The organism is Massilia sp. PWRC2 (assembly GCF_049896725.1).
GTDB lineage: Bacteria > Pseudomonadota > Gammaproteobacteria > Burkholderiales > Burkholderiaceae_D > JAFCUW01.
The window spans coordinates 70,696-84,011 of the sequence record NZ_JAFCUW010000007.1 but is presented as its reverse complement, the minus strand read 5'-3'; the positions used below and the strand labels follow the sequence as shown (position 1 = coordinate 84,011).

At 64.6% G+C, this 13,316-nt stretch carries 7 protein-coding genes; 3 read left to right on the top strand and 4 right to left on the bottom strand.

The annotated features are described in order from the left end of the window. Positions 1–32 precede the first annotated feature (32 nt). Positions 33–4,334 (top strand): pilus assembly protein, encoded by a 4,302-nt coding sequence (locus ACP7BZ_RS14705; RefSeq protein ID WP_426114390.1) that lies wholly within the window; start codon positions 33–35, stop codon positions 4,332–4,334. Between the two features lie 68 nt (positions 4,335–4,402). Here ACP7BZ_RS14705 and ACP7BZ_RS14700 read toward each other — a convergent pair whose 3' ends face one another. After that, positions 4,403–5,476 carry a DUF3108 domain-containing protein gene (locus tag ACP7BZ_RS14700; protein ID WP_426114388.1) on the bottom strand — a complete coding sequence of 358 codons (1,074 nt, stop codon included), beginning with the start codon at positions 5,474–5,476 and terminating at the stop codon, positions 4,403–4,405. A gap of 180 nt (positions 5,477–5,656) precedes the next feature. Between ACP7BZ_RS14700 and ACP7BZ_RS14695 the strand changes: the two genes are divergently transcribed. Beyond that, positions 5,657–7,342 (top strand): peptide chain release factor 3, encoded by a 1,686-nt coding sequence (locus ACP7BZ_RS14695; protein ID WP_426114386.1) that lies wholly within the window; start codon positions 5,657–5,659, stop codon positions 7,340–7,342. A 118-nt stretch (positions 7,343–7,460) separates the two neighbouring features. Here the strand turns inward: ACP7BZ_RS14695 and ACP7BZ_RS14690 are convergent, their stop codons facing one another. Further along, positions 7,461–7,790 (bottom strand): DUF6677 family protein, encoded by a 330-nt coding sequence (locus ACP7BZ_RS14690; RefSeq protein ID WP_426114384.1) that lies wholly within the window; start codon positions 7,788–7,790, stop codon positions 7,461–7,463. A gap of 212 nt (positions 7,791–8,002) precedes the next feature. On the opposite strand from ACP7BZ_RS14690, the gene ACP7BZ_RS14685 reads away from it, so the two are divergent. Beyond that, positions 8,003–9,646: a methyl-accepting chemotaxis protein gene (locus ACP7BZ_RS14685; RefSeq protein WP_426114382.1), complete on the top strand. Its 1,644-nt coding sequence runs from the start codon at positions 8,003–8,005 to the stop codon at positions 9,644–9,646. A 213-nt stretch (positions 9,647–9,859) separates the two neighbouring features. Here ACP7BZ_RS14685 and gcvP read toward each other — a convergent pair whose 3' ends face one another. Further along, positions 9,860–12,733: an aminomethyl-transferring glycine dehydrogenase gene (gcvP, locus tag ACP7BZ_RS14680; protein WP_426114380.1), complete on the bottom strand. Its 2,874-nt coding sequence runs from the start codon at positions 12,731–12,733 to the stop codon at positions 9,860–9,862. Positions 12,734–12,907: 174 nt separating this feature from the next. After that, complete coding sequence (gcvH, locus tag ACP7BZ_RS14675; RefSeq protein ID WP_426114378.1) at positions 12,908–13,288, bottom strand: glycine cleavage system protein GcvH; 381 nt, start codon at positions 13,286–13,288, stop codon at positions 12,908–12,910. Positions 13,289–13,316: the final 28 nt, after the last annotated feature.

Below are 13,316 nucleotides of genomic sequence, written 5' to 3'. Positions count from 1 at the left end.
CCGCGCCTACTGTTTTCTCGATTGGAATGACCATGAAGAATACGTTCTTGCTATCTCCCTTACGCGCCCTGGCAGCGCTGGCTGCCCTGGCGCTGGCCATGCTGGTCACCCCGGCGCAGGCCGGGCTGACCAACATTGCCCAGGTGCCGCTGCTGAATATGACGGGCACCGGCTCAGTCAAGCCCAACCTGATGCTGTTGTTCGACAACTCGGGCTCGATGGATTTCCATTATTTGCCCGATTCGGTCGGCTATGGCAGTACTTACCAGTGCCGCGCCAAGGGTGCCTTGCGCGAGACCACCGCCAACACCCTGTGTTCGCCCGGTCACCCGCCCTTCATGGCAGCCGATTTCAACAGGATCTATTACAACCCGGCGATCCGCTACAAGGTGCCGGTCAAGTTTGACGGCAGCTTTTACCCGGACATGGGCAGCAGCTCCTGGAGCGCGGTGCCGATGGACGGCTTTGGCTCGCGCGCGATCACGCTGGGCGGCGTGCAGCAGGGCTCGGCCAGCGCCACCACCAACCTGCTGACCGGTTTTCCCGACATCGAGTGGTGCGACAGCAATGCCTACACCAACTGCCGCAAAAATACCGCCACTTATACGTATCCTGACAACACCTTTACCTACGCCCACGCGATTTCCACCGGGCCGTATTACTACAATATCGGGGTGGCCCAGTACTGCGCCGACGTCAACCTGACGACCTGCACCTCGACCTCGGTGGGCGCCGCCGCCCCCGCGGGCTACCCGTATCCGGTCAAGGTCCGCTGGTGCGATACGCTGAACCTGAACAACTGCCAGGCCAAGCAGATCGGCAATTTCAAGTATCCGTCGTTCTCCACCCCGATCGGTGCGGTGATCGGCTTTTCGTCCCTGACCGTCAGTCCATCGTCGGCGGGCAGCACCAAGTCGCTGACCATCACCAGTATTTCGGTCAACGATACCACCACCACCCGGGTCATCAGCAACGGCACGGTGACGGCGCCCAGCGGCACCGACACGCCGCTCAAACGGCAAACCCTGGCCAGCAAGATGGCCGAGTCGATCATGGCCAAGGGCGGCCTGGCCCAGCAGTACTGGGCCTGCGTGCGCACCCCGGTCGGCACCACCACCGTATCGGCCTGCTCGACGTATGGCATCAACCTGGCGTCCGATGACGTGGTGGCGCTGATACCGCTCGACTGTACCTCGACCTCCAACAAACTGGCCACCAACTGCTCGCCATCGACCGACAACGTCGCCACCGCCTGGACCGTCAGCGCCGTCACCCCGAAGAACGGCACCGATAACATCGTGCTTGCCCTCAGCAGCTTTTCGACCGGCACGGCGCCGGCCAGCACCTTCGAGCGCATCAACATCGTCTCGACCAACAACAGCTATCCGAAAGCGCTGACGCGTGACGACTGTGCCGACAGCACCTGCACCTACAACGAAGAAATGACCAATTTTGCCAACTGGTACGCGTATTACAAGTCGCGCGTACAAATGACCAAGACCGCCGTCGGACTGGCGTTCTCTTCGGTCACGGGGAACTTCCGCGTGGGCCTGTCGAAAATGTCGGCAGCCGGCGCCGGCGGCGCCATCGATGTCAAGCCGGCCGACTTCACCAGCACCGCGCGGCAGACCTGGTACAGCACTTTTTACGCCACCACCACCAGCGGCTCGACGCCGACCCGGCCGGCACTCGACAACGTTGGCAAGATGTTTGCCAACATCGCGCCCTACAACTACACCGCCGGTAACGAAGTGGTGCAGTACCCATGCCAGCAGAATTTCATCCTGTTGACCACCGACGGTTACTGGAACCAGGGCTATTCGGGCAGCGTCGTCAGCAACGATGAAGTCAATGACCCTTCGCGTTTCTGCACCGCGGGGCGCGCCTGCACCGACGGCCGCAGCCAGTCGGCGCCGTCGCTCGCCGATATCGCCCTGTACTGGTACAACGGCGGCAGCAACAACGACACCGTATCGCTGCGGCCTGGCATCGATGACGTCACCAAGGCCGGCCTGGTCAGCGGCGGCCCCGACGAAAACTCGCACCTGCACGTCAATACCTTCACGCTGGGCCTCGGTATCGACGGTGTCATGAATTACGAGGGGAAGTACGATACGGCGCCGAAAGCGGGCGGCGATTATCACAGCGTACTGACCAAGGTGGCCAGCGGCTGCCCGTGGAATGGCGGCGGCGCCTATGTGTGGCCGGATCCGAAAGTCAACGATTCGACCAGCAGCACCATCCAGGAGCGCGTCGATGACCTGTGGCACGCAGCCATCAACGGCCATGGTAAATACTTCAGCGCCAGCGACCCGGTGGCCGTGCAGGCCGGCCTTTCCGAAGCGATTGCCGGCATCACGGTGACGGTGGGCGCCGCCTCGGCGGCGGCAACCTCGACGCCGAACGTCTCCAAGGAAGACAACAATATTTTCTCCGACACCTTTATTACTGGTAAGTGGAGCGGTGAACTGTCCGACAAGCAGATCGACTTGAACACCGGCGTGGTCAACACCACGGCGCTGTGGAATACCTCCACCACGCTGGGCGACCGCGTCGCTGCGGCGACCGACACGCGCACCATCAAGATGATCGATGGCACCACAGGCCTGCTCAAGGATTTCAAGTATTCGGCCATGACGGCGGTAGAAAAAGCCTGGTTCGACAACAAGTGTTCGCTGCTGGCCCAGTGCGCGCTGCTCTCGACGGGCGACAAGGTCATCGTCAATGCCGGCAGCAACATCGTCGACTGGCTGCGCGGCCAGCAGCAATACGCCGACGACCACCTGCTGCGCACTTACTACGGTACCGATCCGGCCAACGGCCCCGTCAAGGTGATTGTGCTCGGTGACATTGCCTCGTCCAAGCCTGCCTTCATGCGCGGGCCCAACAAGTCGTACGTGACAGCCGGTTACAGCGACTTCAAGAGCGCCAATGCCAGCCGTGCCGCCACCGTGTTCACCGCCGCCAACGACGGCATGCTGCACGCTTTCGATGCCACCACGGGCACTGAAAACTGGGCCTACGTGCCGCGCATCACCATGAAAAAACTCTACAAGCAGGCCAGCACGAACTACAATGCCAACCACCAGTTCACCACCGACGGCTCGCCCGAACTGGGCGATGTGCAAATTGGCGGCGTCTGGAAGACCGTGCTGGTCGCTGGCCTGAATGGGGGCGGCCGCGGCTTTTATGCGCTTGACGTCACCGATCCGGCCAATCCGCTGGCCCTGTGGGAACTGTGCGCCGATTCGACCGTCTGCAGCAAGAACGATCCGGATATCGGCCTGTCGTTCGGCAATCCGCAGTTCGGCTTGTGGCAAGGCAAGTGGGTGGTGTTCCTGACATCCGGTTATAACAATGTCTCTGGCGTTGACGGCGTCAATCTGGGCAGCACCGGCCACGGCTTCTTGTACATCGTCGATGTCGCAACCGGCAGCGTGCTCAAGAAAATCGATACCGGCAACGGCAGCGTCGGTACGCCCTCGGGCCTGGCCAAGATCACCTCGATCAGCACGAATCCGTTCACCGACCCTGTCACCACCTATGTATATGGCGGCGACAACACCGGACAGATGTTCCGTTTCGACCTGACCTCGGCCGTCTCCGGCGTCGTCTCCGTCATCAAGATGGGCGATGCCGGCGCCAACCAACCGATCACCACCCGCCCCGAGGTCACCCAGTGCCTGGAAACCGACACCGTTGCCGGCGCCGCGGTCTCGCATGCCCAGCGTGTCGTCATCTTCGGCACCGGTCGGCTGCTCGACCTGCCCGATATCAGCGACACTGGCAATACCCAGAGCCTGTACATGCTCAAGGACAGCGGCAGCCCGATCGCCAATATCCGTTCGTCCGCCATGGTGCAGCAGAGCCTGTCGCTCAAGTCGACCATCAAGGACCCCAGCTCGTCGACGGTCAATCTGAACACCTACACGATCACCAAGAAGACGGTCGACCTGGCTGCCAACGATGGCTGGTATGTTGACCTGTCGCTCAACAAGGGCGAGCGCATCAACCTCGATCCGCAAATCGTCGACGGTGGCGTCAATGTTGTCTCCACCATTCCGACGGCGTCGTCGTCGTGCACGGTGGGTGGCACCAGTAATGTCTACCAGTTCAACGTCTGCACCGGCAGTTATGTGGGTGCTGACGGGGTTGCCGGCAGCACGCTGTCGAACACGGCGGCGGCGGTTGGTTTCATCATCGTGCGGCTGCCTACCGGTACCGTCAAGATGATCACCACCCTGGCCAACGGCACCACCATTACCACCAATGTGACGCCGCCCAATTCGAAGGATGCGCGCAAGGTGGGCTGGCGTAGTGTCAACGGCGAGTAAGCGCACTTTGCCGCGATAAACAAGGGCCGGCGCTGTCAGCGCCGGCCCTTGTACTTTCTGGCGGCCGATTATTGTGGCTGCAGGGGCGCGGTGCCGGCATACGCCGTCACCGTCTGGGTGGCACTGCTGCCGTCGGCGGCGGTGACTTTTAAACGCACCGGGTACCAGGCGCGCTCGGGCGCCAGCCAGACTTCCAGGCGCGGCTGGCCCAGCGCCACCAGCTGCGCCAGGTGCACGGTGCTCAGTGGCCCCAGACCGGTGGCGAGCACTTCTTCGTCGCCGATGCGCTCGAAGCGCACCGTCGCCAGGCCATTGCTGCCGGCCACTTGCAATTCGATCACCCCTTGCAACTGGGCGGCGCCGGCCAGACCCATGCCGGCCAGCCGCATCAGCATCGAGGCGCGGTCCTGGCCATCGCTGGCCACCGTCAACATGGTGCCGGCGCGGCCGAAGCTGGCCTGGCCGGCACTCCAGTCGAACTGCACGGTGTCGATGCTGCCATCTGCTCCCTGCTGGCGCGATGACAGCGGTGCAAAGCCACTGTCGCTCATCTGCCCGCGCGACTCGAACACCCCGCTGACGCCGCTCATCGACATGCTGTAGCCGTGCTCGTCGAGGCGCCATTCGAGCGTGGCGGCGCCACTGGCCAGTTCGGCGCCGCCGGCGCTGGCCGTGGTCACCGCGTACGACAGGCGCGCCGCCGGTGGCGCCTGCACCGCCTGAAATCCCGGCAAGTGCTGCGCTTGGTGATCGTCGCCGTCGGCGCTGACATCCCAGCCAGTGGCGGCGGCATACAGCGCTGTCAGGGCTGGCAGCGGTGGCGGCACTGCCGCGCTGGCAGCCCTGACAGCGCTGCCAGCGGCGCCCAGCCGCGCGCGCTGCCGTGCCAGCGCCGCCGCCGCCGGCACCGCGCTGCTGGCCGCTGACGGCGCGCGCGCGGGCACCGTGCGGGCAGCGCTCACCGGCGCCGCCAGCCGAACCTGCAATGGCGCCGGCAATGGCGGCGCCGCTCGTTTGAGCGCTGGCGCGGCGCCAGCGAGCCAGGCCAGTACCGCCAGGTGCAGCAGGGCCGACGCCGCGCACAGCGGCGCCAGGCGTTGCTGGCGCAGCAGGAAGGGCAGGGGGCGCAGGGGCAGATTCATGGCGCTAGTGTAGCCGTTTCGCCAGCGCCGGCGAAGGGGCGGGATGGGCGCGCTGCGCGCTTAGTTCCCCTGACCGCCGCAACAGGGTAAAATCGAGGGTTGTTCGTGGGCGAACCGGATTCCCGGCCCGCATCGCGACCCGCATTTCGACCCGCATTCCGACTCATTAGCGCAGCCACCATGTCCCAAGACCACGCCACACCAACTCCCGACAGCTCCGCCGGCGCCGACGCCGCGCTCGATACCGGCAGCGCGCCCACCACCAAGCCGGCGGCCGTGATCGCCCGCGAAGTCGAGCGCCGCCGCACCTTCGGCATCATTTCCCACCCCGACGCCGGCAAGACCACGCTGACCGAAAAACTGCTGCTGTTCTCGGGCGCCATCCAGATGGCCGGTACCGTCAAGGCGCGCAAAAGCGGGCGTCATGCCACCTCGGACTGGATGGAAATCGAGAAGCAGCGCGGCATTTCGGTGGCCAGCTCGGTGATGCAGTTCGAGTTTCGCGATCACGTCATCAACCTGCTCGACACCCCCGGCCACCAGGATTTTTCGGAAGACACCTATCGGGTGCTGACGGCGGTCGACTCGGCCCTGATGGTCATCGATGCCGCCAAGGGCGTCGAAGCGCAGACCATCAAGCTGCTGGCGGTGTGCCGGATGCGCAACACACCGATCGTCACCTTCATGAACAAGATGGACCGCGAAACGCGCGATCCCCTTGAACTGCTCGACGAACTCGAATCGGTGCTCAAGATCGAGTGCGCGCCAGTGACCTGGCCGATCGGCATGGGCAAGAATTTTCGCGGCGTCTACCACCTGCTGCGCGATGAAATTATGCTGTTCAAGGCAGGCGAAGAAAAGGCCGACGGCGCCTTCGAGATCGTCAAGGGGATCGACAATCCGCGCCTGTCGGAGATGTTCCCGCTCGAAATCGAGCAGCTGAAAATGGAAGTGGAACTGGTGCACGGCGCCTCCCACCCATTCGACCTCGAACGCTTCCTGGCTGGCATCCAGACCCCGGTGTTTTTTGGCTCGGCCATCAATAACTTCGGCGTGCGCGAGATCTTGTCGGCGCTGGTCGACTGGGCGCCACCGCCGCTGGCGCGCGACGCTTCGGTGCGCGTGGTCGAACCGAACGAAGCACGCTTTACCGGTTTCGTCTTCAAGATCCAGGCCAATATGGACCCGGCCCACCGCGACCGCATCGCCTTCCTGCGCGTGTGCTCGGGGCGCTTCGAACGGGGCATGAAGGTCAAGCACCTGCGCCTGGGGCGCGAAATCAAGGTGTCATCGGTGGTCACCTTCATGGCCTCCTCGCGCGAGCAGGTCGAGGAAGCCTACGCCGGCGACATCATCGGCTTGCCGAACCACGGCAACATGCAGATCGGCGACAGCTTTTCGGAAGGCGAGATGCTGGCGTTTACCGGTATTCCCTATTTTGCACCGGACTTCTTCCGCTCGGTGCGGATCCGCAATCCGCTCAAGATCAAGCAGCTGCACAAGGGTTTGCAGCAGCTGGGCGAGGAGGGCGCCGTGCAGGTGTTCAAGCCGGTGCAGGGCGCCGACCTGATTCTGGGCGCCGTCGGCGTGCTGCAGTTCGAAGTGGTGGCCAGCCGCCTGCTCAACGAGTATGGCGTCGACGCCGTGTTCGACGGCGCCAGCATCAGCAGCGCGCGCTGGGTCAGCGGCGACGACAAGCGCATGCTGGCCGATTTCGAGAACGCCCTCGGCCACAATGTCGCCTACGATGCCGCCGGCAATCTGGCTTACCTGGCCACCTCCAACGTCAACCTGCGCCTGACCGAAGAGCGCTGGCCGAAACTGAAGTTCCACGCCACCCGCGAGCACGCTGCCAAGCTGTCCTGAACGACCGGGGCCGGGCGCTTTGCCCGGCCCTCTGCATCATCTTTCCCACCGCATTACAGCACGCCACTGCAGCACGCCACGACAGCACGCCACGACAGCACGCCACTACAGCACGCCACTACAGCTCGCGCGCCAGCCGCCAGGCGTCAAAGGCGGAGCCCAGCCAGCAAATGAGCATCAGCGCCGACGCCAGGTTGGCTGCCAGCGTATTGCCACCGGACTGTTCGATCTGCGCCGCCATGGCGGCCGGGTCCATGCTGGCGCTACCGGCGAGGATCTGCTCGACGATCCGGTTCGCCTCTACCATCGCCTGATTGATGACGTACAGCGCGGCCACCGCGGCCGGTGCCAGAAACGCCAGCGCGCGCAGGCGCCGCTTCAAATACAGATGGCCGGCGCCGGGAAAGACGAACAGCGACAACAAGACTGCGACGGTGGATTTTTTCATGCCATTCCTGATGTTGTTTGCAGTGCGCCGTGCTGGCGGATTTGCGTTAGCGCAAACCTTGGGCGCGGCGAGCGGGTACATTGGGCGGTGCGTTTTGGCAACACTATAGTTGCGCGAGCCAGCGCCATGATACCCGGCGCCGCCGCACCTTGCGTCACCGCGCCGCCACCGCATCGCCACCGCATCGCCACCTCACCATCGGGGAGACTTCCATGCTGTCGAAACTGCGCATCGGTCCCAAGCTGTTGCTGGCGCCCGGCGCCGTGCTGTTGCTGCTGATCATCGTCGCCGGCGGTGCCTACTACGCCATGGTGCGCCAGAACGATTCGCTCGGCGTCATCGTCGAGCAGCGCGCCGGGCGCCTGCGCGAGACCGCTGCGCTGGTGCAGTCGGCGCAGCGGGCCCATAGCGATGTCTACCAGTTGCTGGCCTGGCTGGGCGCCAGCTTTGCCGAACCGCGGCTGGCACAACTGTTGACGGTGATCGAGCGCGACCAGCAGGAGACCGGACGGCGGCTGCAGCAGCTGGCGCGCGCTAGCGCCGGCTGCGCCGTCGAGCAGCGGCTGGTCGAACAGGCCGGCGCCGCCTACGCGCTGTACCTGAAGGCAGTGGCCGATGTCATCGAGCTGGCGCGCAGCGACGCCTCGACCAGTGCCAGCGCCATGTCGAAGGCGGAACGGGCGTTCGACACGGTGGCGGCGCGGCTGGCCGAGCTGGCGGCCCATGAGCAGCGCCTGAGCGAGCAGGCGGCGCGGCGCGCGTCCGGCGAGTTTGCCATCATCTCGACCGCCTTGCTGCTGGCGGTGCTGCTGTCGGTGGCGCTGTCGCTGGCGATTAGCATGCTGGTGCGGCGCGCGCTGCTGCGTGAAGTGAACGATATTGGCGAGGCCGCCATCGACCTGGCCAGCGGTAAGCTGCTGGTGCCGCAGCGCGACTACGGCGTCGATGAAATTGCCGCCACCTCGCGCATGCTCGACACCGGCATCCGCAATCTCAATACCACCTTAAAAGGCATCCTTGATGCGGCGCGCTCGATCGACCAGTCGTCGCGCCAGGTGGCGCTGGGCAGCGCCGACCTGTCGCACCGTGCGGTGGCGCAGGCCACATCGCTGCAGCACACTGCCAGCTCGGTCGAAGAACTGACCGCGGTGCTCAGTCAAACTGCCAGCAGCGCGCAGGCGGCGCGCCAGCTGACGGTCGACGCCACCAGCGTCGCCAGTCGTGGCAGCGACATGCTGGGGCGCCTGCTATCGACCATGGGCGCCATTCGTGGCGGCGCCTGTCAGGCCAGCGTGCTGGCCGAGCGCATTGACGGTATTGCCAGCGAAGCGGGCATGCTGGCGCTGAACGCAGCGTGCGCCGCCGGCCGTGCTGGCAGCGAGGGCGCCGACGGCGCGCACTTTAGTGCACTGGCACTCGAAGTGCGCGCGCTGGCGCAGCAATCGGCGCTGGCGGCGCGCGAGATCGGTGTGTTGATGGGATACGCGCTCGCTGACATTGACGGTGGCCGCGCTTCGGCCAGCGAAGCGGGCGACAGTCTGGCGCACATGGCCAGGCAGGTCGATCAGGTGGGTGACATCATCGCCGCGATCAGCCACGCCAGCGTCGAACAGGCCAGCGGCATCCTTGAAGTGAGCGAAGCGATCGTGCAGATGGACCAGATGACCCAGCAAAATTCGGCGCTGGTGACCCAGGCCTCGCATGCCGCCGCTGACCTGCAGCGCCAGGCAGTCGATCTGGCGCGGGCGGTGGCCGGCTTCAATCTTGATGAAGCGGCGCTGCTGTCGCTGCCGCCACGCAGCGCCAGCAGCAACGGCCGCCGCGGTCATTTGCGGCTGGCGGCCAGTCGCACGTAGTCAAAAAAAAGGGACAGGCACCCTGCGGTGCCAGTCCCCCCTTCGGCGAAATTCCCCGAGGCGCACGTTGAGTCGCCGCGGGTTTGCGTCCCCTCTAACAATCATCTGGCTGCGCCAGTGACTGTTCACTGACCCGTCGCGCGCCGGTCAGCCGGTGTCCCTTAGCCTCTCACTTCAAGCCCAAACAAAAGTAGGTGTTTACTTTTGTTTGATTTACTCGTAGTCACTCATCGGCGCGCAGCCGCAGAAGAGATTACGGTCGCCGTAGACGTTGTCCGCTCGGCCCACTGGCGGCCAGTATTTTTTACGGCGCAGCGAGGCGACCGGGAAGGCTGCCTGTTCGCGCGTGTACTGGTGCTGCCAGTCGTCGGCCATCACCACTTCGGCGGTGTGCGGCGCGCCTTTCAGGGGGTTGTCGAGGCGGTCGAATTCGCCCCGCTCGACCTTGACGATTTCGGCGTGGATGGCAATCATCGCCTCGATGAAGCGGTCGATCTCGATCTTCGCTTCGCTCTCGGTCGGCTCGATCATCAGGGTGCCCGGGACCGGGAAACTCATGGTCGGCGCATGGAAGCCGAAGTCCATCAAGCGCTTGGCGACGTCTTCATTGCTGATGCCAGTGGCGTCCTGCAGCGGACGCAGGTCGAGGATGCACTCGTGCGCCACCAGGCCGTCGTGACCGGCGTACAGCACCGGGTAGTACGGCGCCAGCCGGCGCGCGATGTAGTTGGCGTTGAGGATGGCCACTTCGGTGGCGCTGGTGAGACCCTGGCCACCCATCATGGCGATGTACATCCACGAAATCGGCAGGATCGAGGCAGAACCGTAAGGCGCTGCGCTGACGGCGCCGATGCCGCCTTCGCCACGGACGTAGCCGGACGAGCGCTGGTTCGGCAGGAACGGCGCCAGGTGGGCGCCAACCCCAATCGGGCCGACACCAGGACCGCCGCCACCGTGCGGGATGCAAAAGGTTTTGTGCAGGTTCAGGTGCGAGACGTCACCGCCGAAACTGCCCGGTGCTGCCACGCCGACCAGCGCATTCATGTTGGCGCCGTCGATGTAGACCTGGCCGCCGTGGGAATGGACGATCTCGCACAGTTCGGCGATGCCTACTTCAAATACGCCGTGGGTGGACGGATACGTCACCATCACGCAAGCCAGGTTGGCCGAGTGCTTCTCCGCCTTGGCGCGCAGGTCGGCCAGGTCGACGTTGCCGGCGTCGTCGCAGGCGGTGACGACCACCTGCATGCCCACCATATTGGCCGACGCCGGATTGGTGCCGTGCGCCGACGAGGGGATCAGGCAGATGTTGCGATGGCCTTCGCCGCGCGACTCGTGGTACGCCTTGATCACCAACAGGCCCGCGTATTCGCCCTGCGAGCCGGCGTTCGGTTGCAGCGAAATGGCGGCGTAGCCGGTCAGCGCGCACAGCATGGCTTCTAACTGGGCTATCATTTCACGATAACCGATGGTCTGGTCAGCGGGGGCGAACGGGTGGATATTCGAAAACTCGGGCCAGGTCACGGGAATCATCTCGGAGGTGGCGTTGAGCTTCATGGTGCAGGAACCGAGCGGGATCATGGTGCGATCAAGCGCCAGATCCTTGTCAGCCAGCGCCCGCAGGTAGCGCAGCATTTCGTGCTCGGCGTGGTAGCGCGCGAAGGTCGGGTGGGTCAGGAAGCTGCTGGTGCGCGCCAGCGCGGCCGGGTAGGCGTTCGTGCCGACGGCGTCGAAGTCAGGCGGCGCCGCAACTTTGAAAATCGCGCACAGCACGGTGATATCGTCGCGCGTGATGGTCTCGTCGAGGGTCACGCCGACGTGGCGCGCGTCGATGCGGCGCAGGTTGATGGCGTGGGCGAGGGCGGCGGCGTGAATCGCTTCGGCGTCATCGACCTCGATGGTCAAGGTATCGAAGAAGCTGTCGTTGAGCAGGCTGAAACCGGCGCCGCGCAGGCTAGCAGCGAGGATGCCGGTGAAGCGGTGGGTGCGCTCGGCGATTTGCAGCAAGCCTTGCGGGCCGTGGTAGACGGCGTACATCGATGCCATCACGGCCAGCAGGACCTGGGCGGTGCAGATATTCGAGGTGGCCTTTTCACGGCGGATGTGCTGCTCGCGCGTTTGCAGGGCCAGGCGGTACGCCATATTGCCCTGCGCATCGATGGTTACGCCGACCAGCCGGCCTGGCATCGAGCGCTTGAATTCGTCGCGGGTGGCGAGGAAACCGGCGTGCGGGCCGCCGAAGCCGAGCGGCACGCCGAAGCGCTGGCTGTTACCGACGACGACGTCGGCGCCCCATTCGCCCGGCGGCGTGAGCAGGGTCAGTGCCAGCAGGTCGGCAGCGACGATCACCATCGCGCCGGCGCCATGCAGGCGTTCAACGGCGGCGCGGTAGTCGCGCACATTACCATCGACGCCCGGGTATTGCAGCAGCACGCCGAAGCAGGCTTGATCGAGGGTGGCAACGTCGGCGGCGGCCACCGTGCGCACGTCGATGCCAAGCGGACGCGCGCGTGTTTCAACCACTTCACGCGTTTGCGGCAGGACGTCGTCGGCCACATAGAACACGTTCGACTTCGATTTACCGACGCGCAGGATCAGGGTCATCGCCTCGGCGGCGGCGGTGCCTTCATCGAGCATCGACGAATTGGCAATGGCCATGCCGGTCAGGTCGGTGATGGTTTGCTGAAAATTGAGGATCGCTTCCAGGCGGCCCTGCGAAATCTCCGGCTGATAGGGCGTGTAGGCGGTGTACCAGGCGGGATTTTCAAAGATATTGCGCAGCACGACCGGTGGCGTGAAGGTGTTGGCATAGCCCTGGCCGATCAGCGACTTGATCACCTTGTTCTTGCTGGCGATGCCCTTCAGTTTGGCCAGCGCCGCCTGTTCCGTCAACGGCGCATAAAATTCGCCGAGCGCCAGCTGGCTCTTGTTGCGGATATTTTCCGGCACGATGGCGTCGATCAGCGACGCCCGCGACTGGTAGCCAAGCACGGCGAGCATGGCGGCTTCTTCGGCGGCGCTGGGGCCGATGTGGCGCGCGATGAAACCATCGCGCGATTCAAGTTGGGACAGGCTGGAACGGGTCATGGTAAGGGCCACATAAATACTGGCCGGCGGCAGCGCCGGCCACGGTCATCAAGGAAGGAACAACACGGGCGCGGGCGCCCGTTGTACAGCAAACGAAGCACTGGTTACGACAGCTCAGTGAGCCGCTTAGTGAGCGGCTTAATCAGCCGCTCAGTCAGCCGTTCAGTCAGCCGCTCAGTCAGCCGTCTTCTGGCCGTAGCCGGCAGCGTCGAGCAGGCCATCGATAGCACTGGCGTCGCTGGGCTTCATCTTGAACAGCCAGCTGGCGTAAGCATCGGCGTTGATCGCTTCGGGAGCATCGGCCACCGCCTGGTTCACCGCCACCACTTCGCCCGACAGCGGCGCGTAGATGTCGCTGGCGGCCTTGACCGATTCGACGACGGCAGCGTCGTCGCCCGCGGTGAAGGTTTTGCCGACCGCGGGCAGTTCGACGAAGACGATGTCGCCAAGCGCGTCCTGGGCGTATTCGGTGATGCCGACGGTAACGGTGCCGTCAGTTTCGGCGCGCACCCATTCGTGGGACTCGGTGTATTTCAGCTCGGCTGGGATGTTCATGGGGGGCTCCAGGGTAAGTAATGGTGGA

Coding starts and splice junctions, on each gene's coding strand:
- ACP7BZ_RS14695 (WP_426114386.1), top strand. CDS start 5,657: ATGTCCCAAGACCACGCCACACCAACTCCCGACAGCTCCGCCGGCGCC.
- ACP7BZ_RS14705 (WP_426114390.1), top strand. CDS start 33: ATGAAGAATACGTTCTTGCTATCTCCCTTACGCGCCCTGGCAGCGCTG.
- ACP7BZ_RS14690 (WP_426114384.1), bottom strand. CDS start 7,790: ATGAAAAAATCCACCGTCGCAGTCTTGTTGTCGCTGTTCGTCTTTCCC.
- gcvP (WP_426114380.1), bottom strand. CDS start 12,733: ATGACCCGTTCCAGCCTGTCCCAACTTGAATCGCGCGATGGTTTCATC.
- ACP7BZ_RS14685 (WP_426114382.1), top strand. CDS start 8,003: ATGCTGTCGAAACTGCGCATCGGTCCCAAGCTGTTGCTGGCGCCCGGC.
- gcvH (WP_426114378.1), bottom strand. CDS start 13,288: ATGAACATCCCAGCCGAGCTGAAATACACCGAGTCCCACGAATGGGTG.
- ACP7BZ_RS14700 (WP_426114388.1), bottom strand. CDS start 5,476: ATGAATCTGCCCCTGCGCCCCCTGCCCTTCCTGCTGCGCCAGCAACGC.